Annotated in this window: 18 protein-coding genes and 1 pseudogene; 5 read left to right on the top strand and 14 right to left on the bottom strand. The window is 75.0% G+C overall.

Annotated elements, in window-relative coordinates:
- Nucleotides 1–106: 106 nt before the first annotated feature.
- From IG05_RS0106095 to IG05_RS0106075, 5 genes are all read right to left on the bottom strand, one after another.
- Complete coding sequence (locus tag IG05_RS0106095) at nt 107–3,148, bottom strand: AAA family ATPase (RefSeq protein WP_051789542.1); 3,042 nt, start codon at nt 3,146–3,148, stop codon at nt 107–109.
- Nucleotides 3,145–4,308: an exonuclease SbcCD subunit D gene (locus tag IG05_RS0106090; RefSeq protein ID WP_030339863.1), complete on the bottom strand. Its 1,164-nt coding sequence runs from the start codon at nt 4,306–4,308 to the stop codon at nt 3,145–3,147. The genes IG05_RS0106095 and IG05_RS0106090 overlap by 4 nt, the downstream gene beginning before the upstream one ends.
- A gap of 105 nt (nt 4,309–4,413) precedes the next feature.
- A complete protein-coding gene (locus IG05_RS0106085; protein WP_030339861.1) occupies nt 4,414–5,040 on the bottom strand; it encodes a YigZ family protein in 627 nt (208 codons plus the stop codon).
- Between the two features lie 289 nt (nt 5,041–5,329).
- On the bottom strand, nt 5,330–5,872 hold the full coding sequence (locus tag IG05_RS0106080) for a SixA phosphatase family protein (RefSeq protein ID WP_030339859.1): 543 nt from the start codon (nt 5,870–5,872) through the stop codon (nt 5,330–5,332).
- A 34-nt stretch (nt 5,873–5,906) separates the two neighbouring features.
- Complete coding sequence (locus tag IG05_RS0106075; protein ID WP_030339857.1) at nt 5,907–6,743, bottom strand: hypothetical protein; 837 nt, start codon at nt 6,741–6,743, stop codon at nt 5,907–5,909.
- Between the two features lie 152 nt (nt 6,744–6,895).
- Between IG05_RS0106075 and IG05_RS0106070 the strand changes: the two genes are divergently transcribed.
- The 3 genes from IG05_RS0106070 (at nt 6,896) to IG05_RS0106060 (ending at nt 10,435) form a co-directional block, all read left to right on the top strand.
- On the top strand, nt 6,896–7,303 hold the full coding sequence (locus IG05_RS0106070) for a CoA-binding protein (protein ID WP_030339856.1): 408 nt from the start codon (nt 6,896–6,898) through the stop codon (nt 7,301–7,303).
- A 202-nt stretch (nt 7,304–7,505) separates the two neighbouring features.
- A complete protein-coding gene (locus IG05_RS0106065) occupies nt 7,506–9,149 on the top strand; it encodes an APC family permease (protein WP_030339854.1) in 1,644 nt (547 codons plus the stop codon).
- Between the two features lie 65 nt (nt 9,150–9,214).
- Nucleotides 9,215–10,435, top strand: coding sequence for a 4-hydroxybenzoate 3-monooxygenase (locus IG05_RS0106060; RefSeq protein ID WP_030339852.1), 1,221 nt, complete (start codon nt 9,215–9,217; stop codon nt 10,433–10,435).
- A 57-nt stretch (nt 10,436–10,492) separates the two neighbouring features.
- On the opposite strand, the gene IG05_RS0106055 is transcribed toward IG05_RS0106060, so the two are convergent.
- Together IG05_RS0106055 and IG05_RS0106050 are read right to left on the bottom strand one after the other, a co-directional pair.
- The gene (locus tag IG05_RS0106055; RefSeq protein WP_030339851.1) at nt 10,493–11,053 is read right to left on the bottom strand and encodes a YbaK/EbsC family protein; all 561 of its coding nucleotides are present in this window, start codon (nt 11,051–11,053) and stop codon (nt 10,493–10,495) included.
- Between the two features lie 43 nt (nt 11,054–11,096).
- Complete coding sequence (locus IG05_RS0106050; protein ID WP_030339850.1) at nt 11,097–11,669, bottom strand: helix-turn-helix domain-containing protein; 573 nt, start codon at nt 11,667–11,669, stop codon at nt 11,097–11,099.
- 109 nt (nt 11,670–11,778) lie between these two features.
- On the opposite strand from IG05_RS0106050, the gene IG05_RS0106045 reads away from it, so the two are divergent.
- Nucleotides 11,779–12,636: a DMT family transporter gene (locus IG05_RS0106045; RefSeq protein WP_030339849.1), complete on the top strand. Its 858-nt coding sequence runs from the start codon at nt 11,779–11,781 to the stop codon at nt 12,634–12,636.
- A 10-nt stretch (nt 12,637–12,646) separates the two neighbouring features.
- Here IG05_RS0106045 and IG05_RS0106040 read toward each other — a convergent pair whose 3' ends face one another.
- Nucleotides 12,647–13,411 carry an acyltransferase gene (locus IG05_RS0106040; RefSeq protein ID WP_030339848.1) on the bottom strand — a complete coding sequence of 255 codons (765 nt, stop codon included), beginning with the start codon at nt 13,409–13,411 and terminating at the stop codon, nt 12,647–12,649.
- A gap of 109 nt (nt 13,412–13,520) precedes the next feature.
- Between IG05_RS0106040 and IG05_RS0106035 the strand changes: the two genes are divergently transcribed.
- Nucleotides 13,521–14,048 carry a gamma carbonic anhydrase family protein gene (locus IG05_RS0106035; RefSeq protein WP_030339846.1) on the top strand — a complete coding sequence of 176 codons (528 nt, stop codon included), beginning with the start codon at nt 13,521–13,523 and terminating at the stop codon, nt 14,046–14,048.
- A gap of 47 nt (nt 14,049–14,095) precedes the next feature.
- Here IG05_RS0106035 and IG05_RS0106030 read toward each other — a convergent pair whose 3' ends face one another.
- The 6 genes and pseudogenes from IG05_RS0106030 to IG05_RS0106005 all read right to left on the bottom strand — a co-directional run.
- A complete protein-coding gene (locus tag IG05_RS0106030) occupies nt 14,096–14,749 on the bottom strand; it encodes a DedA family protein (protein ID WP_030339841.1) in 654 nt (217 codons plus the stop codon).
- A gap of 118 nt (nt 14,750–14,867) precedes the next feature.
- Nucleotides 14,868–16,031, bottom strand: a complete 1,164-nt coding sequence (locus tag IG05_RS0106025; protein ID WP_107051299.1) for a class I SAM-dependent methyltransferase — start codon at nt 16,029–16,031, stop codon at nt 14,868–14,870.
- Complete coding sequence (locus tag IG05_RS0106020) at nt 16,028–17,209, bottom strand: glycosyltransferase (protein WP_030339838.1); 1,182 nt, start codon at nt 17,207–17,209, stop codon at nt 16,028–16,030. The genes IG05_RS0106025 and IG05_RS0106020 overlap by 4 nt, the downstream gene beginning before the upstream one ends.
- Entirely contained in the window at nt 17,206–18,000 is a 795-nt protein-coding gene (locus tag IG05_RS0106015) for an alpha/beta hydrolase (protein WP_051789540.1), read from the bottom strand. The genes IG05_RS0106020 and IG05_RS0106015 overlap by 4 nt, the downstream gene beginning before the upstream one ends.
- A 9-nt stretch (nt 18,001–18,009) precedes the next feature.
- Nucleotides 18,010–18,330, bottom strand: coding sequence for an acyl carrier protein (locus tag IG05_RS0106010; protein ID WP_030339835.1), 321 nt, complete (start codon nt 18,328–18,330; stop codon nt 18,010–18,012).
- Between the two features lie 116 nt (nt 18,331–18,446).
- A pseudogene (locus IG05_RS0106005) lies at nt 18,447–21,698 on the bottom strand (acyltransferase domain-containing protein); the annotation flags it as partial.
- Nucleotides 21,699–21,865: the final 167 nt, after the last annotated feature.

Raw genomic sequence — 21,865 nt, 5'->3', positions numbered from 1 at the left:
CGGCCAGCCCTACGTCCGCCAGACCCACCTCGGCTTCCTGACCGACGTACCGACCCTCCGGGCCGTCGAGCACTTCCTCGGCAGCCGACCTCGACGCCGGGACGGTTCAGGCAGATCGTGGTGAGGGGCTGTCCGGCCGCGGGCCGGACAGCCCCTGGGCCACGCCGCGCTGGCGCAGCGCGGAGCCCGATCTGCCCTTGACGACCTCCAGCTGGGCGTGGATGCGGCGGCGCAGGTCGGCGACGTGGCTGACGATGCCGACGCTGCGGTCGCGTTCGCGCAGGGAGTCCAGGACGTCGAGGACCTCGTCCAGGGTCTGGTCGTCGAGGCTGCCGAATCCCTCGTCGATGAAGAGGGTGTCCAGGCGGACGCCGCCCGCCTCGTCGGTGACGACGTCGGCGAGACCGAGGGCGAGCGCGAGCGAGGCGAAGAAGGTCTCGCCGCCGGACAGGGTGGCGGTGTCCCGTTCCCGTCCGGTCCAGGCGTCGACCACGTGCAGCCCGAGTCCGCTGCGGCCGCGCCCGGTGCGGTCGTCGGAGTGCACGAGGGTGTAGCGGCCGGACGACATGCGCTGCAGGCGCACGGTCGCGGCGGCGGCGACCTGTTCCAGCCGGGCCGCCAGGACGTACGACTCCAGGCGCATCCGGCGTTCGTTGTCGGCGGAGGTGCCCGCGGTGAGGGCGGCGAGCCGGGCCACCCGGTCGTACTCCTCGCGCAGCGGGCCCAGCCGGCGGACGGCTTCGGCGGCGCGGGCGGAGAGGCGGTCCAGCTCGGTGCAGCAGCGGGCGGCGGCGTCGCGCGCGGAGGCGGCCTCGCGCAGCCGCCGTTCGGCGCCGGCCGCCGTGTGCTCGGCCGCGGCCGGGTCGGCGGGCGGCTGCTGGGCGGCGGCCGCGGTGCCGGGCTCGGCGAGGACCGCGCGGACGGCGGCCTCCTCCTGCTGCCAGGCGTCCAGGCGGTGCTGGAGCTCGCGGTGGGCGGCGGGGTCCAGCAGGGCCTCGGCGGCGGCCTGCGGGGTGTCGAAGCCGGCCCGGTAGGCGGCGTCGGCGAGCCGGGCGTCGGCGTCCTTCAGCCGCTGGGCGGCGTCCTCGGCGGCGCGTACGGCGTCGGCGGCGTGGGTCAGCCGGGCCGCCTGCCGCTCCAGTTGCGCGGCGCGCGCGGCCACGCTGTCGGCGGCGCCCCGAGCCTGCGCCAACTCGGTTTCCAGCAGGCTCTGTTCGCGTTCCAGGGTGTCCCGCCGGGTGAGCCGGGAGGCGGCCCGTACGGCGGCCTGCTGGCGGTCGGCGAGGCGCTGCTCGCGTTCCTGCCCGGCGCGCCGCAGCTCCTCCTGGGCGGGGTGCAGGGCGGAGGCCTCGCGGCGGGCGCGGGCGTACTCCTGCTCCAGTTCGCCGGCCTCGGCGGCGAGCCGGTCGGCGGGCGTGTCGCCGGCTTCCGCGGTGGCCGCGGCCAGGGCCTCGCGGACCTCGCCGAGGCGCCGTTCGTCCCCGGTGTGCTGCTCCTCGGCCCGCTGGTACGCGGCGAGGGCGCGGTCCTCGGTCTCGCGGTCGACGTGCCCGGCGACCTTGAGGGCGGGGGCGGGGTGTTCGGTGGCGCCGCAGACCGCGCAGGGCTCGCCGTCGGTGAGGTGGGCGGCCAGTTCGGCGGCGATGCCGTTGAGCCGCTGCTCCTTCAGGTCCAGCCAGTGGGCGCGGGCGTCCAGCGCGCGCTGCCCGGAGTCACGCGCGCGCTCCCGGGCCTGTGCGAGGTCGGCGGCCAGCCGGTCGCGGGTGCGGGCCGCGTCGAGCCGCCGCTGCATGGGGGCGCGCTGGACGGCGAGCTGTTCGGCGCGGGTGGCGGCCTCCTGAGCGGCATCGATGCGGGTCTGGAGGGCCGCGCGGGTGGTGTCCCAGTCGGCGAGCCAGGCGTCGGCCTCGCGCAGTACGTCGTCGTCGGCGTGCTCCTGCCGGTCGAGTCCGGCGCGTTCCTCGGCGAGTTCGGCGAGCCGGCGTTCGGCGCGCCGGGCCGCGTCCAGGCCGCCCAGTTCCTCGGCGGCCCGGCGGGCGGCGGCGGCGAGTCCGCTCGCGCCGGCGCCGGCGTGCGAGTCGGGCAGCAGGGCGCGCGCCCGTGCCTCGGCCGCGGCGGCCCGGCGGTGTTCCGTCTCGGCGGCCTCCCACAGCTCCAGCGCGGGTGCGACGGCCTCCGCCTTGCGGGCCCGCGCCATGCGCTCCTGCGCCTCGCGGTGCGCGCCGGCCCGCTCCTGGAGGCGCTCGGCGCGCTGCCGGGCCTCGGTGAGCCTGCTCTGCAGCCGGGCGAGTTCGCGTGCCTCCTCCAGCGTGCGCCGGGCCGCGGCGTGGGCGGACTCGGCGGCGGAGAGCCGGCAGTGGGCGACGGCGAGGCGTTCGCGGGCGGTGCTGCGGGCGACGGCGGCGGCGCCGAGGACGGCGGCGGCCAGGCCGGGGTCGCCGGGGGCCAGCTCGGGCAGCTCCATGGCGTCGCCGGCCTCCTGCTGCATGCGGTGGGCGTCGGCGAGCAGCGCCGCGTCCCCCTCGCGCACGCGTGCCTCGGTGGCGCGGCGGCGTTCGGCGAGGCGCTTCTCCACGTCGCTGAAGCGCTGGGTGTCGAAGAGGCGGCCCAGGAGCCTGCCGCGGGCCTCGGCGTCCGCGCGCAGGAAGCGGGCGAAGTCGCCCTGGGGCAGCAGGACGACCTGGCAGAACTGCTCGCGGCTCATGCCGAGCAGCTGCTCGATCTCGGTGCCGGTCTCCTGGTGGGAGCGGCTGAGGTCCTTCCAGGTCCGGGCCTGGGCGTCGTACTCGCGCAGCCAGGTCTGGGCCTTGTCGACCGTCATGCCCTTGCCGCGCAGTTTGCGGCGCTCCCACGGCGGCTGGCGGGTGATCTCCAGCCGGCGTCCGGCGACGGTGAGTTCGAGGCGGACCTCGGTACGGGTGCCCGGCTGGGCGTGGTCGCTGCGCAGGTGCATGCCCTGGCCGCTCTGCCGGGCGCCGGGGACGGAGCCGTAGAGGGCGTAGCAGACGGCGTCCAGGACGGAGGTCTTGCCGGCGCCGGTGGGGCCGTGCAGCAGGAACAGCCCGGCGGTGGACAGCGCGTCGAAGTCGACGCGCTGGGCGCCACCGAAGGGCCCGAAGGCGGTGATGTCGAGCCGGTGCAGCCTCACCGGGCCACCTCCCGCACGGCGTGGTCGGCGCGTACGGCGTCGAAGGCCTCGCGCAGCACGGCCGCCTCGTGCCCGTCGGGGCCGGTGCCGCGCACATGGGCGACGAAGTCCTGGGCGATCTGCTGGTCGCTGCGGCCGGCGAGGCGCCGGGCGTACGACACCCGGGGGTCGTCCTGACCTCGTTCGGGGGCGAAGACCAGGCTGAGGGTGTGCGGGAAGCGTTCGGTGAGCCGGGCCATGGGGTCGGCCGGGCGGACGGGGTCGGTGAGGGTGGCCTCGACCCAGGCGTCCTCGTGGCGGGTCAGCGCCGGGTCGGCGAGCAGGTCGTCCAGGGTGCCGCTGATGCGGGCGAGCGGGCGGGGCACCGGGCAGTCGACGCGTTCGGCGGTCACCGCGCCGTCCGCGTCCAGGTCGACCAGCCACATGCTCTTGCGGTGGCCGGCCTCGGAGAAGGAGTAGGCGAGCGGGGAGCCGGAGTAGCGCACGCGCTCGGTGAGGGTCTGGCAGCCGTGCAGGTGCCCGAGCGCCACGTAGTCGACGCCGTCGAAGACCCCGGCCGGTACGGCGGCGACCCCGCCGACGGTGATGTCCCGCTCGCTGTCGCTGGCCTGGCCGCCGGTGACGAAGGCGTGGGCGAGGACGACGGAACGCGTGCCCGGCGGGCGGGTGGCGAGGTCGGCGCGGACCCGGTCCATGGCGGCGCCGAGGACTGCCTCGTGGCCGGCCTTGTCGACGCCGAACTCGTCCTTCACCAGGGCCGGTTCGAGGTACGGCAGGCCGTAGAAGGCGACCTCGCCGTGGGCGTCCCGGAGCACGACCGGGGTGCCTGCGGCGGCGGGTTCGGTGCGCAGGTGGATGCCGGCGCGGCCGATGAGTCCGGCGCCGACGCCGAGGCGGCGGGCCGAGTCGTGGTTGCCGGAGATCATCACCGTGGGCACGCCGAGGTCCGCGAGGCGGTGCAGGGCGTCGTCGAACAGCTCGACCGCGGCGAGCGGCGGCACCGCGCGGTCGTACACGTCGCCCGACACGACCACCGCGTCCACCTCGTGCTCACGCACGGTGCCGACGAGGTGACCGATGAACTCGGCCTGGGCCCCGAGCAGGTTCACCCGGTGGAAGGCCCGGCCGAGGTGCCAGTCGGACGTGTGCAGCAGTCTCATGGGCCCCGAGACTAACGGCCGGGTCCGACACCACGGGCGGTTGCTCGCGTATCGCCGTCACGACCCGCCCACCACGGGGGTGTTATGTCCGATTCGCGGTAATCGTCAGGCGTCTCCGTAGGCTTCGCCGCCGAGTTCGAGGCCGGCCGTGCCCGCCGTCACATCGGCGAGCCAGGAGCGGAAGGCGTCCACCTCGGCGTCCGGCAGGCCGATCTCCAGGGTGACGGCCTCGCCGTAGCGGACGTCGCGCACCTCGCGTCCGGTGGCGCGCAGGTCGTTCTGGACCTTGCCCGCGCGCTGGTGGTCGACGGTCACCGTGGCCAGCCGGAAGCGGCGCCGGGTGATCGTGCCCAGTGCGTCCAGTGCCTCGCCGACCGAGCCGCCGTAGGCGCGGATCAGTCCGCCGGCGCCGAGCTTGACGCCGCCGTAGTAGCGGGTGACGACCGCGACCACGTACCGCATGTCGCGGCGCAGCAGCATCTGGAGCATGGGCACGCCGGCGGTGCCGCCCGGTTCGCCGTCGTCGCTGGCCTTCTGCACGGAGGCGTCGGCGCCGATGACGTACGCCCAGCAGTTGTGTGTGGCGTCGGCGTGCTCCTTGCGCACGGCGGCGACGAACTCCTGGGCCTCCTGCTCGGTGGCGGCCGGGGCGAGGGCGCACAGGAAGCGGGAGCGGTTGATCTCGGTCTCGTGCACGCCCGCGCGGGCGACTGTGCGGTACTCGTCCTGCATTCCGCCAGCCTAATCCGTGGCCGGGGACGTCCTGCGGAGCCGGATGCGCCGGACAGACGGTCCGCCGGCCGCCGGCAGTCCGGCAGGTGATCACCCGGCGGCGTCTTGCGCGGGCCGTCTTCGCCGCCGCGGATACAGGCACCCTCGTCCCCGGTCATGCTCCACGAGCATGCTCCGCGAGCGGCGGCAGACCGTCCGGCACGGGAGAAGAGGCATCCCGATGCCGTGCCATGGCCGTGCCGCCCTTGTGGTGCCGGGTGATCCCGGCCGTTCGACCGGGACCCCCTCGCTAGCCCCGCTTCCTCCCGCGCGGGACCGTGAACGAGATGAGCAGGGCGCCGCCGGGGCCGAGGTCCGGCCAGCCGGTGCCGTGCCAGGCGAGCACGGCGCACGCGGAGGTCGGGAACTTCGCGCGCACCCGGTCCAGCGTGTCGTCGAGGCCGTCCGCGGCCAGGGCGAGCACCAGGTCCTCCAGGCCGGGGTTGTGCCCGACCAGCAGGAGCGTGCGCACCCGCGCCGGCACCTCGCGCACCACCTCCAGCAGCTCCGGTACGCCGGGCGCGTACAGCCGCCGGTCGTAGCGGACCGGCGGTGGCGTGGCCCACTCGGCGGAGGCCAGCTCCCAGGTGCGGCGGGCGCGTACGGCGGTGGAGCACAGGGCGAGGTCGGGCAGCGGGCCGGCGGCGAGGGCCCGCCCGGCGGCCGGCGCGTCCCGCAGGCCACGCGGCGCGAGCGGCCTGCGGTGGTCCTCGACCCCCTCGGGCCGGGCGGACTTGGCGTGCCGCAGCACCACCAGCCGCCGCAGCGGGCCGCCCCCGGCCGGTCGCCTCACCCCCGCCTCCCGCACACCGGCCCCCACGCCCCGCTCACCCCGCACCCCCGATGTCCCGCACGAGATCGAGGGCCAGCAACCGGTCGGCGTAGGCGAACGTCTCGAACCGGGCGCCGTCCGCGAGACCGGGGGCGCTCTCCACGTCACGCAGGACGCCGAGCACCGCGGGCAGGTCCAGGTCGTCCTCCCAGGCGGCACGCAGCCGTTCCCGCACCTCGCCGGGGACCGGCCGCGAGGGCTGCCGCGCCCAGCCGGCGACGGCCCGCCGCCACCGGGCGAGATTCCCGGCGGCGTCCTCCAGGGCGGCCGGGTCCAGCCGTACGGGTTCGCTCCGCGGGACGGCGAGCAGCGCGAGCCGGAGGGCGGAGGGGTCGGAGAGCAGCACGGGAAGCGGCGAGGGTCCGGCGGGATCCGACGTTCCACGGGCATCCCCGGCGGCGAAACGCCCACCGGCGACAGCCGCACCGGCACCAGGATCGGCTCCCGCACCCGCACTCGCACCGGGCCACTCCACCTCCCCTACGCCGACCACCGGTCCCTCCCCGAGGGTGTTCCCGGCCCCCCGTTGCGCCACATGGATGGCCTGGGACTCGCCGAGGCCCGAGGCGAGGTCGTGGGCGTCTTCGAAGGGGCGGATGGCCAGGCGGGTGGCGGCGGTGCGGAGCTCGGCGTGGTCGCGGGGGGACGTGAGGATCGTCCAGACCGGGGTGCCGCCCAGTTCCAGCGCGCGGACGAGCAGGTCGGCGGTGAGCAGCACCCGCAGGGCCGTCGGGTCGAGACGCCGGGCGTGGGCCTGGATGCGGGTCAGGCCGCGGCGGGCGGGCGCGGCGGGGACGGGCTCACCGGTTCGGGCGTCGAGGATGTGCAGCACGGGGTGAGCGTAGGCGGGCGAGCGCCCGTACGCAGCGGCTCGCACCGATTCCGGTCAGCGCGCGGTCATCGTGCCGGGGTACGGCGGGAATCCGTACCCGCCGGGGCACTGTTGCCCGGACACACAGTTCCCGCAGCCCGAGGAGGCGGCCGATGTACGGCGACGAGGCGACGATCCGCAGGATCCTGACCGGGATGGGCGACACCTGGGCGGTGGTCGGCCTGTCCTCGAACCAGCACCGGGCCGCCTACGGGGTGGCACGGGTGCTGCAACGGTTCGGCAAGCGGATCGTGCCGGTGCACCCGAAGGCCGAGACGGTGCACGGCGAGCGGGGCTACGCCTCCCTCGCGGACGTCCCCTTCGACGTGGACGTGGTCGACGTCTTCGTCAACAGCGAGCTGGCCGGCCCGGTCGCGGACGAGGCCGTGGCGAAGGGCGCGCGGGCGGTGTGGTTCCAGCTGGGCGTCGTCGACGAGGCCGCGTACGCGCGGACCCGGGCGGCGGGCCTGGAGATGGTCATGGACCGGTGCCCCGCGATCGAAATTCCCCTCCTGCGCTGACCTGTCTCACTTTCTTCTCACAATTCACCGCTGAATATTGACATTCGGCCCATGCCCTGACCTGTGCGAAGACTGTTCCCAAGACACCGGAGATCCCGGGTCAAAACTTGGTTAACAGTCTTCTGCCAAGACGGAACGCGTCCCTAATGTGTGGCCTCCTTGCTCGTTAATCCTGTGTTTACGATCTGAGAGGCCACTTGACATGGCGAAAGTCGACCATGCTGTGCCGATAGCCCCGACGGACTCCGGCGGCGGCTTGCGCCGGGACGTCGGGCTCATCGGCCTGATGTGGGCCTCGGTGGGCTCCATCATCGGGTCCGGCTGGCTCTTCGGCGCCGAGAAGGCGGTTGTGGCGGCGGGCCCCGCGGCGATCATCTCGTGGGTGATCGGCGCGGTGGCCATCGTGCTGCTCGCCCTGGTGCACGCCGAACTCGGCGGCATGTTCCCTGTGGCCGGCGGCACCGCCCGCTACCCGCACTACGCCTTCGGCGGCCTGGCCGGCATGTCCTTCGGCTGGTTCTCCTGGCTGCAGGCGGCGACGGTGGCCCCGATCGAGGTCGAGGCCATGATCGGCTACGCCAAGCACTGGCAGTGGGCCACCGGCCTCCAGCACCCCGACGGCACGCTGACCGCGAGCGGCTTCGCCGTGGCCGTGGTGCTCATGGCCCTCTTCGTCGGCGTCAACTTCTTCGGCGTCCGTGCCCTGGCGCACACCAACAGCGCCGCGACCTGGTGGAAGATCGCCGTCCCGCTCGCGGCGATCTTCGTCATCGCGATCGGCAACTTCCACCCCGGCAACTTCACCTCCGAGGGCTTCGCGCCGTTCGGCGCCAAGGGCGTGCTGAGCGCCATCAGCGACAGCGGCATCATCTTCGCCCTGCTGGGCTTCGAGCAGGCGATCCAGCTGGCCGGCGAGAGCCGCAACCCGCAGCGCGACCTGCCGCGCGCGACGCTGGGCTCGGTCGCGATCGGCGCCGTCATCTACCTCCTGCTCCAGGTCGTCTTCATCGCCGCCCTGCCGCACACCTCCTTCGCGCACGGCTGGGCCCACCTGGACTTCCCGGGCATCAGCGGCCCCTGGGCGGGCCTCGCCACCCTGGTGGGCCTGGGCTGGCTGAGCGTGGTGCTGTACATCGACGCGGTGATCTCCCCCGGCGGCACCGGCCTGATCTACACCACGGCCACCTCCCGCGTCTCCTACGGCCTCGCGAAGAACGGGTACGCACCGAAGCTGTTCACCAAGACCGACAAGCGCGGTGTGCCGTGGTTCGGCCTGATCATCGCGTTCGTCACCGGTGTGATCTGCTTCCTGCCGTTCCCGAGCTGGCAGACGCTGGTGGGCTTCATCACCTCGGCGAGCGTGCTGATGTACGCGGGCGCCCCGCTGGCCTACGGCGTGTTCGCCGACCGGCTGCCGCACCTGGAGCGCCCGTACCGGCTGCCCGGCGGCAAGATCGTCTCGCCGCTGTCCTTCGTGGTCGCCGACCTGATCATCTACTGGGCCGGCTGGGGCACGCTGTGGCGGCTGGGCTTCGCGATCCTGCTCGGCTACGTGCTGCTCGGCTCGTACGCCTGGTACGCGATCCGCAAGGGCCTGCCGGACGCGCCGCGGCTGGACTTCAGGGCGGCGCAGTGGCTGCCCGGGTACCTGCTGGGCATGGGCGTGATCTCCTGGCTGGGCGGTTTCGGCGGCGGCCGGGGCACCATCGGGCTGTGGTGGGACATGCTGATCGTCGCGGTCTTCTCCCTGGTCGTGTACTACTGGGCCAAGGCCACCGCGTCCAAGCCCGAGGCGATCGAGCAGAGCATCGACGAGGTCGTGGTGACGGACGCGCCCGCGCACTGACCCTTCACCTCTCCCCCACGGTGTCCCGTCGGCCCGGCTGACGGGACACCGTCATAATTGCCCGCGTGACGTCTCCCTCCCCCCGCCCCGCCTCCCCCACCGCTGCCCGCTTCCCGGTCGTCGTCGTGGGCGCCGGACCGGCCGGCCTGACCGTCGGGAACATCCTGCGGGCCGCCGGTCTCGACTGCCTGGTCCTGGAGACCGAGAGCAGGGCGTTCATCGAGCAGCGGCCGCGGGCCGGAGTCGTCGAGGAGTGGGCCGTACGCGAACTGGAGCGACGCGGTCTGGCCGGCCGGCTGGTGGAGCGGGCCGAACGGCACTCCGCGTGCGAGTTCCGCTTCGACGGGCACGGCTACCGCTTCGACTACGCGGAACTGACGGGGCGCCATCACTGGATCCACCCGCAGCCGCTGCTCGTGACCGACCTGGTGCGCGAGTACGCCGACGTGCGCGGCGGCGAGATCCGTTTCGGCGTGCGGGACGTACGCCTGCACGATCTGGACTCGGACCGGCCCGCCGTCTCCTACACCGACCCGGACAGCGGCGAACGGCGGCTGGTGTACTGCGACTTCGTCGCCGGCTGCGACGGGGCGCGCGGGGCGAGCCGGGCCGCGCTGCCGCCGCGGGCGCGGATCTCCCGGCACGACTACGGCATCGGCTGGCTGGCCCTGCTGGCCGAGGCACCGCCGTCCTCCGACCGCGTGCTGTTCGGCATGCACACCGACGGGTTCGCCGGGCACATGCCCCGCAGTGCCGGGATGACCCGCTACTACCTCCAGTGCCCGCCCGGCGACGACCCGGACGCCTGGACGCACGAGCGCGTCTGGGACCAGCTCCAGCGGCGCCTGGCGGCGGCGGACCGGCCGCCGCTGACGGAGGGGCGGCTGCTGGAGAAGCGGGTGCTGGACATGCACACCTACGTCGTCGAGCCCATGGTGTTCGGCCGGCTCTTCCTGGCCGGCGACGCCGCGCACCTCGTCGCGCCGATCGCGGCGAAGGGCATGAACCTGGCGCTGCACGACGCGTTCCTGCTCGGCGACGCCCTGGCCGCGTACCTGGACAAGGAGGACCCGGCGGGCCTGGACGGCTACTCGGACGCCTGTCTGCGCCGGGTGTGGGACTACCAGGAGTTCTCGGAGTGGCTCTCCGAGATCTACCACGGCGCCTCGTACGGCGACTCGTACCGCGCCGGCACCACGCTGGCCCGGCTGCGCCGGCTGTTCACCTCGCCCGCGGCGGCGGCCGCCTTCGCCGAGCAGTACCTCGGGACGGCCGAGGCGTTCTGACCCTCCTGCACCCCGGTCGGCGCGCCGCCGGACGGCGGGACGACGCTCCCCGGCAGTTCAGGCGGTGAGGCCCAGCCCCTCCAGGACGACCGCGCCGGGCAGTCCGGCTAGGGCCTTGCCGGGCACCAGCAGCTTGCCGCGCCGGCGTCCGCTGCCGACCAGGACGTAGGGCAGGTCGACGACGGCGGAGTCCACCAGGACCGGCCAGCCGGTGGGCAGCCCGAGCGGGGTGATGCCGCCGTACTCCATGCCGGTCTCGCCGGTCGCCGTCTCCATCGAGGCGAAGGAGGCCTTGCGGGCGCCCAGTTGACGGCGGGCGGCACCGTTGACGTCGACCCGGGTGGTGGACGGCACCACGCAGGCGGCCAGGGTCGTCTCGCCGGCCCGCTTGCCCGCGACCACCACGCAGTTCGCCGAATGCTGAAGCAGGTCCCGGCCGTAGTGCTCCACGAAGACGGCCGTGTCGGCCCACTGCGGCTCGGTCTCGACGTACAGGATCCGGTCGGCCGGGACCGCGCCCTGCCAGTGGCGTACGGCGTCGGCGACCGGGGCGGTCAGCTCGTCCAGGCAGTCCGGGGCGGGGGTGGCGGTGTCGAAGTCTCCGATGGGTGCGCGCATGGCCGCACGCTAGCAAGGGCCGCCGGCCCGCCGTAGCGGTGTCTCAGGGCACGGGCGGCACCGAGACGGCCATCACCATCTCCATCGGCTCCTCGCCCCGGTTGCCGTAGCGGTGGGGGACGTTGGCCTCGAAGGAGACGCTCGCGCCGGCCGGGACGCGGTACTCCTCGCCCTCGACGGTGAGCGTCAGCTCGCCGGCGGTGACGTGGACCAGTTCGATGGTGCCGCCGGGGTGCGGCTCGGAGGGGCTGCTCTCCCCCGGCATCAGCCGCCAGTCCCACATCTCCAGCGGTCCGGGCGCCTCGGTGCCGGCGAGCAGCCGGTTGTAGCTGCCGGCCTCCGTGTGCCAGAGCCGTACGGCGCGTTCCGCGGGGACCACGCGGACCCGGGGGCCCTGCTCGTAGTCGAGGAGGGTGGTGATGCTGACGCCGAGGGCGTCGCCGATCTTGACGACCGTGCCGATGCTGGGGTTGGTGCGGGCCTGCTCGATCTGGATGAGCATGCCGCGGCTGACACCGGCCCGGGCGGCGAGCACGTCCAGCGTGAAGCCGCGCACCGAGCGCCAGTGCCTGACGTTGCGCGCCAGGGACTGGGTCAGGAGTTCGAGGTCCGACACGTTGCGTCCAATATCCGGGAAGTTCAATATTCTTAATGGCGCAGTTCAGTGTGCTGAACTACGGTGAGGTGCACCTGAGCGTTCACCGAACTGTACTGCGAGGCCGGCCGTGACAGCATTCTTCGCCTTGACCACCAGCCTGCTGTGGGGGCTGGCCGACTTCGGCGGCGGGCTGCTGACACGGCGTACCCCGGCGCTGACGGTCGTGGTCGTCTCGCAGGCGGTCGCGGCGGCCGTCCTGGGCGCGGTCGTGTTCGCCACCGGCGGCTGGAGCGAGGCCGGCCCCCGGCTGTGGTTCGCGTTCGCGGCGGGCCTGGCCGGACCGGTGGCCCTGCTCTCCTTCTACCAGGCGCTCGCGCTCGGCCCCATGGGCGTGGTCTCGCCGCTCGCCACCCTGAGCGTCGCCGTGCCCGTCGGCGTCGGTCTGGTCCTCGGCGAGCGGCCCGGACTGCTCCAGGTCGCGGGCATCGCGGTCGCCGTCACCGGGGTCGTCCTCGCCGGCGGCCCGCAGCTGCGGGGCGCGGCCGTGCAGCGGCGCGCGGTGCTGCTCACGCTGGTCGCGGCGCTCGGCTTCGGGACGGTGTTCGCGCTGATCGCGGAGGCCTCGACCGATGTGACCGGCCTGTTCCTCGCCCTGTTCGTGCAGCGGCTGACGAACATCGCGGTGGGCGGGACCGCGCTCGCCGTCTCCGTGCGGCGCGGCCGTGCCGCCCTGCCGGGAGGCGGCTTCCCGTGGGCCTCGCTGCCCGCGCTGGCCTTCGTCGGACTGGCCGACGTGGCGGCCAACGGCACCTACGCGATCGCCGCCCGCAGCGGTCCGGTCACCGTCGCGGCCGTCCTCGCCTCGCTGTATCCGGTGGTGACCGCGCTGGCCGCGCGCGGCTTCCTGCGCGAGCGGCTGCGCGCGGTCCAGGCGGCGGGGGCCGGTCTTGCCCTGCTGGGCACGCTGCTGCTGGCGACCGGCTGACCCGGCCGCGTCAGCCCTCGGGCTCCAGCGCGGCCAGCCGCGCCATCGCCTCCTCGTCCAGGTCCGCCAGCGCCCGCAACTGCCCCGGCGTCATGCCGTCGGGTATCGGCACCGGAGCGGGCGTCCGCAGCGGCGGCTGCCAGCCGTCCTCGGCCGTCCAGCGCCGTACGACCCTGGCGGGCGCCCCCGCCACCACCGCATGGTCGGGCACCGTGCCCCGGACCACCGCACCGGCCGCCACGACCACGTTCCGGCCGATCCGCGCGCCCGGCAGGATCACCGCGCCGGTGCCGATCCAGCAGCCCGGGCCGATCTCGACCGGCTCCATCCGCGGCCACTGCCGGCCGATGGGCTCGTGCGGGTCGTCGTAGGAGTGGTTGGTGGAGGTGACGTAGACGTACGGGCCGAAGTAGCAGTCGCTGCCGATGGTGACCGCCGTGTCCGCGATGACATGGCTGCCGCGGCCTAGGACCACGCCGTCGCCGATGCGCAGGATCGGGTCCGGGCCGAGGTCGAGGCCGGGCATCAGGCCGGCGGTGAGGGTGACCTGCTCGGCGATGATGCAGTGGGAGCCGAGCCGGATCCAGGGTTCGCCGAAGACCGTGCCGAGCGGGAAGGCCAGCCGGGTGGCTTCGCCGATCGCGCCGAAGCGGAGGCCCGCCGGGTGCTCGGCCGTGACGGATCCGGTGCGCTGGACCCAGGACCAGGCAGCGTGTACGGCTCGCTGGGCCAGGCCCTGTCGCCACAATGAGAACGTGTTCTTGCGCTTCGGCACGGGGTCACGTTACTCACCGGTCGCCTCCGGCGCAGCGGGCGGGCTGCTGTGATCTTTGCCCCACCCGGTGTCGTACCGTGCCCCGTACGGCCGACACGAGGAGACGGTGATGACGCACAAAGCGCTGATCGTGGGTATCGGGGGCAAGGAGCCCCGGGTCGATCCGGAGGCGTTCGTGGCCCCTACGGCATCCGTGATCGGGGATGTCACGCTGCACGCGGGAGCCAGTGTCTGGTACGGGGCCGTGGTGCGCGGGGACGTCGAGCGGATCACCGTGGGGGCGCAGGCCAATGTGCAGGACAACGTCACCCTGCACGCCGATCCCGGGTTCCCGGTGACCGTCGGCGAGCGGGTGTCCATCGGGCACAACGCGGTGGTGCACGGGGCGACCGTGGAGGACGACTGCCTCGTCGGGATGGGGGCGACCGTGCTGAACGGGGCGGTGATCGGAGCGGGGTCGCTGGTGGCGGCCCAGGCCCTGGTGCCGCAGGGGATGGTCGTGCCGCCCGGGTCGCTGGTGGCGGGGGTGCCGGCGAAGGTGAAGCGGCCGCTGTCCGAGGAGGAGCGGGGCGGGGTGACCCTCAACGGCACGCTCTACGCCGAGTTGGCGAAGGCGCACCGCGGGGTGCACGAGTAGGTTCGCCGGCGGGTGCGGGGGCCGGCCGCGCGGTTCCCCGCGCCCCTTCAGGGCGCTTCGGTCCCCGCGCCCACGGGTTCCGCCTCGCGGTGGTCCGCCTGGGCCTTCTTCGCCTTGCGCTTGATGATCAGCATCGACGCCAGGCCGATCAGGACCGCCGCCACCAGGCCCAGGTACGAGAAGCGCTTCAGCCAGTCCTCGGCGACCGTGCCGACGTAGTAGACGACGGCCGTGGTGCCGCCGGCCCAGCAGATGCCGCCGAGGACGTTGGCGATCAGGAACTTCCAGTACGGCATGTGGAGGACGCCCGCGAGGGGGCCGGCGAAGATGCGCAGAAGGGCGACGAAGCGGCCGAAGAAGACCGCCCACATGCCCCACTTCTCGAAGGAGCGCTCGGCGGTGGCCACATGTCCCGGGCCGAAGTGGCGCGGGAACTTCCCGCCGAGCCAGGCCAGCAGCGGGCGTCCGCCCTTGCGGCCGATGGCGTACCCGATGGAGTCGCCGATCACCGCACCGGCGGTCGCGCAGATGCCGAGGACGACCGGGTTGACACCCGAGTGCTGGGAGGACATCAGCGCCGCGGAGACGAGGACGATCTCGCCCGGCAGCGGGATGCCCAGACTCTCCAGACCGATCACCAGGGCCACCACGGCGTAGACGGCGGCCGCCGGCACCGAGTCGAGCCAATCCTGGACGTGCACCGCCGGTTCCTCCCCTGTCGCTGTCGTGCCCTCCGGGCTGCCGGGCCGCCGCGTGCACAGGCGCGCCCCAGTGGAAGGCTACCTGGTCCGCGTCGCTTTCACGGGGGCGCCGGAGGGGTCACTGCCTGCGCGCGACCAAGCGGTACGCGTTGCACAGGCCGAGGCGCCGGGACAGCGGCCGTACGGCGAACCGGTCGAGGAGGGTCGCGGTGAGCAGCGCCGGGACGCCGGCCAGCAGGAGGGCGGTGCGTGCGGCCCGGCGCAGCGGGCCGGGGCGTGCCGGGAGCCAGGGCGCGTCCTCGCGCGGGGCGGTGTGGTCGAGCGCGAGCCAGACGGCGGCGAGCAGGTCGACCGGGTCGTGCGCCTCGGCGTGCTGTTCCGCGACCACCGTGAAGCCGAGGCCGGCGAGCCGGCGGCGCAGGTTGGCGACCGGTATGAAGTGCAGGTGCTGCGGCTGGAGCCAGGGCAGCCACCAGCGGCCGAGGAGCCGGGCATAGCGGCTCTGCGGGTCCGGCACCTCGATCAGGAGGTGGCCGCCGGGCCGTACGGCCTCGTGGGCGGCGCGCAGCTCGCGGTCGGGGTCGGTGCTGTGCTCCAGGTAGTGGAACATGCTCACCACGTCGTAGCGGGAGGCGAGTGTCGGGGCCAGCTCGGGGAAGGCACCGCGGTAGGCGTGGTCCACGCGGCCCTCGCGGGCGGCGAGTGCGACGCCGTCGGTGAAGTCGAGGCCGTCGAAGACCGTGCCGGGCAGGACGGTGCGGGCGGTCGCGCAGAAGTGACCGTGGCCGGTGCCGACGTCCAGCCACGCCTTCGGCGCGGAATCGTGCGGCAGCATCGCCTCGACGCGGCCCCGGTACATCGCCGCACGCCCCCCGAAGGTGCCGCTCATCCGCTGCTCACCGAGGCCGTCGTAGAAGTCCCGGTAGTAGAACTCCAGCCCCTCGGCGGTCAGCTGCGGGTTCTGGAAGACGTGACCGCAGTCCGCACAGCCCTCCAGCGTGAAGCGACCGGGCTTGTGCTGGAGCAGGTCGGTGGTCCGCAGGCGGGGAGCGAGCCGACCGGAGGAGCACCAGGGGCACGTGGTGCGCCGGGGCCCCAGGAAACGGTCGGTACCCGCGTCCAGATCGGCGCGGTAGGCCTCGCGGAGTGCGGCGATCCGGGCTGTCCTGTCACCGGCGTCCCGCGCGGGTTCCGGGGCGTCGGTCTCTCGTGCCTCGGTCTCCCGTGCGTCGGTCTCTCGTGCCTCGGTCTCTCGTGCCTCGGTTTCTCGTGCCTCGGTCATCGGGTCTCCGCTGCCAGTCGTTCGAGGTGGGCCGCCGCGGCCGGGACGCCGCCCGCGGCGTGGAACGCGGTGCCGATCCGGGCGGCGGCGGCCCGGTGGGCGGGATCGTGCAGGGCGGTGTCGAGGGCCTCGCCCAGGCGGGCCGCGGTGACCCGGCCGAAGCGGACCCGGACGCCCGCACCGGCATCCACGACCTGCCCCGCCACCACGGGCTGGTCGTCCCGGATCGGCGCGACGACGAGCGGGACGCCGTGCCACAGGGCCTCGCAGACGGTGTTGTGGCCGGCGTGGCAGACGACGGCGTCCATCCGTTCCAGCAGGCGCAGCTGGGGCACGGCCGGCAGGGCGAGGACGTCCTTGTCGTCCGGTGCCACGGGCAGCGTGCCGGCCGGGTCGGCGATCACCGCCTGGATCCGGTCGGCGCGGTCCCGCAGCGCGGCCAGGCACGCGGCGAGGAACCGCCCGCCGGCGTCGGCGTTGGCCGTGCCGAGGGTGACCAGGACCTTGGCCCGGCCGGGGTCCAGCCGTTCCCAGGGGAAGTCCGGTCCGGCCGGGCGGCCGGCGAGCGAGGGGCCGACGTAGTGGATGTGCGGGGCCGACGGCGCCTGCGGGCCGATGAGCTCGGGCGTGCTGAACACCAGCAGCAGGTGGGGTGAGGAGCGCGGGTCGGCGGTGCCGGCGGGGTCGCCGACGCGGGCGCGCAGCCCGGCGAGGTGCTGCCGGAGCCGGTCGGCGACCTTGGGCAGCCCGTCGTAGGCGCCGCTGAACTCGGCGGACGTGGTCGCCGAGGTGGCCCATGGCAGTCTGCGGCGTTCGGCCACCAGGGCGCCGGCGAAGGCCTGCTGGTCGGCGACCACCACATCGGGGCGGAACCCGGCGACCGCCGCGTGGACCCCCGGTGCCATCGCGTCGGCGAGCGGCAGCAGGTACCCCTCCCACAGGAACCGCAGCGCCTCCGCGCCCCGCAGGTCCGGTGGCCGTACGGCGCCCGGGGCGCCCGGCACCGGTCCCGCGCACCCGAACACCACCGCGTCCGCGCCCGCGAGCCGCCGCACCAGCGCCGGGTCGGCACACGCCCAGGCCACCCGGTGGCCGCGCGCCCCGAGCCGGGCGGCGACGCCGACGGCGGGGTTGATGTGCCCGGTCAGCGGCGGGACGACGAACAGGAACCCGCTCACCGGGCCACCGCCCCCGCCGAGACCAGGTCGAGGATGTGCCCGCCGACGGTGCCGGGCGCCTCGACCAGGACCGAGTGCTCGTGCCCGGGCAGCACGACCGCCCGGAAGTCCGTCAGCAGCCGCCGCTGCACCGGCACCAGGTCCGCCAGGTCCGAGTCGCCGCCGTACACCCCGAGGACCGGGCAGCGCACGGCGCCGATCTCGGCCTCGGTGAGCACTCGGCTGGCGGGGATGTCCCGGCCCAGGGTGGTCTCGCGGGCCAGCCGGGCCGCGCCCTTGGCGAGGCGGGCGGTGTTGTGGCCGCGGTGGGCGGTGATCCAGGCGATCGCGTCGGGCTCGTTGTACGCGAGTTCGGTCAGCACCCGGCGCAGGATGCCGCCGAGTTTCGCGGCCCAGGCGGCCGTCGCCGGCTCGGACTCGATCAGGGTCAGGCTGGCCACGCGGCCGGGGTGGCGGGCCGCGTAGCCGAAGGCGATGGTGCCGCCGTAGGAGTTGCCGACGAGGTGCACGGGCCCGGTCACGGCCAGCCGGCCGAGGAGCGCCTCCAGGTCGTCGATGTTGTGGTCGAGGGTGTAGCCGTGCGGCGGGCGCTCGCTGCGGCCGTGGCCGCGCAGGTCGTACATGACGACGTCGAGTCCGGCCGCCGCGAACGCGGGCGCCACGGTGAAGTAGTAGCTGGCCAGGCTGTCGGTGAGCAGTCCGTGCACCAGGACGACGGTGGGGTGCGGGGTGCGGCCGTCGGTGGGGCCGGTCCGCTGGACGTGCAGCCGGATGCCGCCGGCGTCGACCATCGCCACGGCTCAGGCCGCCCGGGTGGCGTTCAGGCTCCCCGTCACGTGCTCCACGAGCCGGCCGACGGTCAGCTCGATGATCTCGTCGAACTCCATGCCGGCCAGGAACTCGGCGAGGTTGACCCGGGGCCCGTACCGCTCCTCCAGCAGGCCGGCCAGGGTGACGAGGTCGATGCTCTCCAGTTCCAGGTCCCGGTTGAAGGTGGTGGACATGCCGATCGCCACGTCGTCGTCGCCGTACTCCGCCAGGACCGTGCGGAGCATGCCGGTGACGTCGGCGAGCACGGTGTCGGCGGTGGGCTGCGCGGGGGCCGGCTGGGTGGGGTTCATCGGGGGTTCTCCTCGGCTGCTGAGTCGGCGGGGGCGGCGGGTGGTCCGGCGTGCGGCCGGCCGGGCGGGCCGTCGGCTGGGGCGGCGGGTGAGCCGTCGGGAGGGCCGTCGCCGGCCGCGGGTCCGGTGGTCCAGGCCACCACGTAGGCGCGCGGGGGCAGGGCGGGCGGGTTGGCCGCCGGGGCGCAGTGCACGGTGTAGGCGCGTTCGAGGCGGCCGGCGACGAGGAGCCGGCTGCCGTCCGGGGCGGCCTCCAGTACGGCGAAGTCCCGGGGCCGGCCGCCGAATCCGACGCCCTCGGCCTTGGCGACCGCCTCCTTGGCGGCCCAGAACCGGGTGAACCACACGGCCTGCCCGTCGCCGCCGTCCGCGCAGCGGGTGCGTAGGAGCCGCAGTTCGGCCGGGCCGAGCGCGGTGGTCAGGGTCGCCGGGTCGCGGTCGGTGACCTCCTCGATGTCGATGCCGGGGCCGGGCTGCGGGCGGTGCGGCCGTACGATCGCCACGGCGGCCTCGGCCCGGTGGGCGAGCGAGACGTCCAGCGGGGGCAGCTCCCGGCCGTGCACACCGGTGACGTACGGGCGGCCGAGCGCGTCGTTGCCGACCCGCAGCTCCGCCGGGAAGACCGGTCCCTCGCCCTGCCGCCAGAGCCAGTGCCGTACGGCGTCCTTGGCCGCGATCCGGCCGAGCAGCCACTGCCGGCGCCCGCGCGGCGGGCGCTGGGCGTACTCGGTGCGCTCCGCGCCGCCCAGCGAGTTCCGCATGATCAGCTCGCGGGAGGCGAGGTCCGGCCACCGCTCGTGCAGCAGCGCCCAGCCGCCGGGCAGGGCCGCGGCGAGGGTGTGCCGTTCGGGGAAGCGTTCGACGGGCCGGGTGGTGGGGTCGTTGTCGAAGCGGCGGTCCTGCCAGCCCGTCAGCCGGGCCCAGACCCGGCCGCCGACGGTCAGCTCCGCGTCCGCCTCCAGCACGGTGTCCGTGAGCGAGGTGATCCGCAGCACGCAGTGGACCCTGGTGCCGGGCTCCGGGTGCGGACCGTGGAACCGTGCCCGGCCCAGCTGCACCGGGAAGACGACGGTGCGCTCGGTGCGGGTCGCCATGATCCAGTAGCCGAGCAACTGGCCCACGTTGTCCAGCAGGGCGCCGGGTGCCGCGGGTGTGGTGAGCACTCCGCGGATGTGCCGCTCGCCGAGCGCGGTCAGCTCGGTCAGGCCCTGGAACCGCGGTCCGTGGAACATCCAGCGCTCGCGGTAGAGCTGGGCGGCGGTGTGGCCGGGGACGCGCTCGGGGCCGGCCGGGAGAGGGCCGGGCGGGGGCGGGGCCGGGTGGTGCGGGGCGAGTTCGACCATGGCGCGGGCGGTGGGGCCGAAGGTGACGGTGACCCGGTCGTGCCGGCCGGGGTCCGGTGCGACGGTGACCGGTACGTCGACGGCGGGTACGGCGGTGAGCCAGCGGTCGAACCGGGCGCCGTGCACGGCGACGGCACGCAGGCCGGGGGCCGCCGCCTCCGCCGCGTCCATCATGTGCCGCACGATCGTGGTCGCCGGGACGACCGGCCAGCGGTCCTCCGGGTCCGGCCAGCCGGGGCGCTGCGGGAAGAAGCAGTGGTCGATGAGGTGGGGCATGGTGCCGAGGGAGACGTGCAGGGTCGTGGTGACGGGGCGTGCGGTCGCCGTCGCGCGGCCGGCGGGGGTGGTGGCGGGCCCGGTGTCCGTGGGAACGCCGGTCGCCGCCGGGCGGCCGGCGGGGGTGGTGGCGGGCCCGGTGTCCGTGGGAACGCCGGTCGCCGCCGCGCGGCCGACGGGGGTGGTGGCGGGCCCGGTGTCCGTGGGAACGCCGGTCGCCGCCGCGCGGCCGGCGGGTGCCGGTGGCCGGCCCGCGGGCCGGTGGCTCGCGGCGATCAGTTCCGCCGCGGTGGTGGCGGTGTCGCGCAGGAGGGCGGTGAGTTCGGCGGCGGCCGGGTGGTGGGCGGCGAGGGCGTCGAGGACCGGGGCGCCGGAGGGGGCGGGGCGCGCGGGGGCGGCCGTTGCCGGCGTCGGGCGCAGCCGGGCGCGCAGGGCCTCGCGGGTCGGGCCGTCCAGGGACACCAGGGCGCTGCCGAGGTCGAGGCGGACCGGCGGGCGGGTGACGGCCGGCCGGCCTGCCGGGGGCGGTGCGTACGGTGCCACGGCCGCCCCCGCCGTCCACAATGCGGTGGCCACGCGCCGGAGTTGGGCCAGGCCGCCGTGGTGGGGGGAGTTGGCGGCGACGGCCAGGTGGTCGCGGTCGCCGAGGGTGTCGCCGATGAGGGAGGGCAGCCGGCCGGGGCCGGTCTGCACGAAGACGCGGTGGCCGGCGGCGTACAGGGCCTCGGTCAGCTCGCGGAAGCGGACGGGTTCCAGCAGGTGCCGCACGAACAGTTCGCGGACCGCCGGCTCCTCTTGCGGGAAGGGTGCCGCGGTCGTCCCCGACCACACCGGCACGGTCGGCGGGTGCAGCCGGAAGCGGTCGGCGGCCGCCTTGATGGGGGCGAGGTACGGTTCGAGCATCGGCGTGTGGAAACCGGACCGGAACGGCAGCACCTGGCAGAGCACACCCCCGGCACGCAGCGCCCGCGCGAAGTCCGCCACGGCCGGTCCGGGGCCGCAGACCATGGACTGGCGGGGCGCGTTGTCGTGGGACAGCACTATCCCCAAGTCCGCCCAGGCGCCGGCGAGCGCGGCCCGCACGTGGCCGGCGGAGGTTCCGACGGCGGCGAAGGCGAGGCCGGGGACGCTGACCGAGTCCGGGTCGAACCCGGCCATGAACGCGTCCACCTGGGCCGCCGAGTAGAGCCCGGCCGCGGCCATGGCCGTCCATTCGCCGACGCTGTGCCCGGCGACCGCGTCCGGTACGACGCCCATGCGGCGCAGGGCCCGGTCCAGCAGACGGCCCACGCCGACGACCCCGAAACCGTGCCGGCCGATGTCGCCGACCCGGACGTCCGGGCCGGCGCCGTCGACCGGGGGCAGGCCGAAGTGGGCGGCGATGTCGTCAGTGCGGGGTGTGAAGTCCGCTTCCAGGCCCGGGAAGACGAACGCGACCTTGCCGCCGGCGCGGCCGAGCAGCGGCCCGGGCCGGAACCAGACGTCACTACGGCCGTGCCAGGCGCCGCCCTTGGCGACCGCGCGCCGGGCCAGGGCGAGCCGTTTGGCGGTGGGTTCCACGACTCCGAGCCGGACCGGACCGGCGTCGCCGTGCGGCCGTGCCGGATCGAGCCCGGTGCCGAGCACGACCGCGTCCCCGGCACCAAGGAGCGCGGCGAGGCCGTCCACGTCATCGGCCGCGAGCAGGAGGACACGCTCGGGCTCGCTGACGCGGGCGGGTCCCCGGGCGCCGCCCTCGGGAGCCGGGCCTGACCCGGACGCAGACGTGGCACCACCCCCGCCGACGGGGGGCACGCCGGTTCCGGAGACGCGGGCGGGTCCCCCGGCGCCGGCCCCAGGAGCCGGGCCTGACCCGGACGCAGACGTGGCACCACCCCCGCCGACGGGGGGCACGCCGGTTCCGGAGACGCGGGCGG

Origin of the sequence: Streptomyces sp. NRRL S-1022 (assembly GCF_000720135.1) — a bacterium.
Lineage (GTDB): Bacteria > Actinomycetota > Actinomycetes > Streptomycetales > Streptomycetaceae > Streptomyces.
This window is presented reverse-complemented; position numbering and strand designations above follow the sequence as displayed.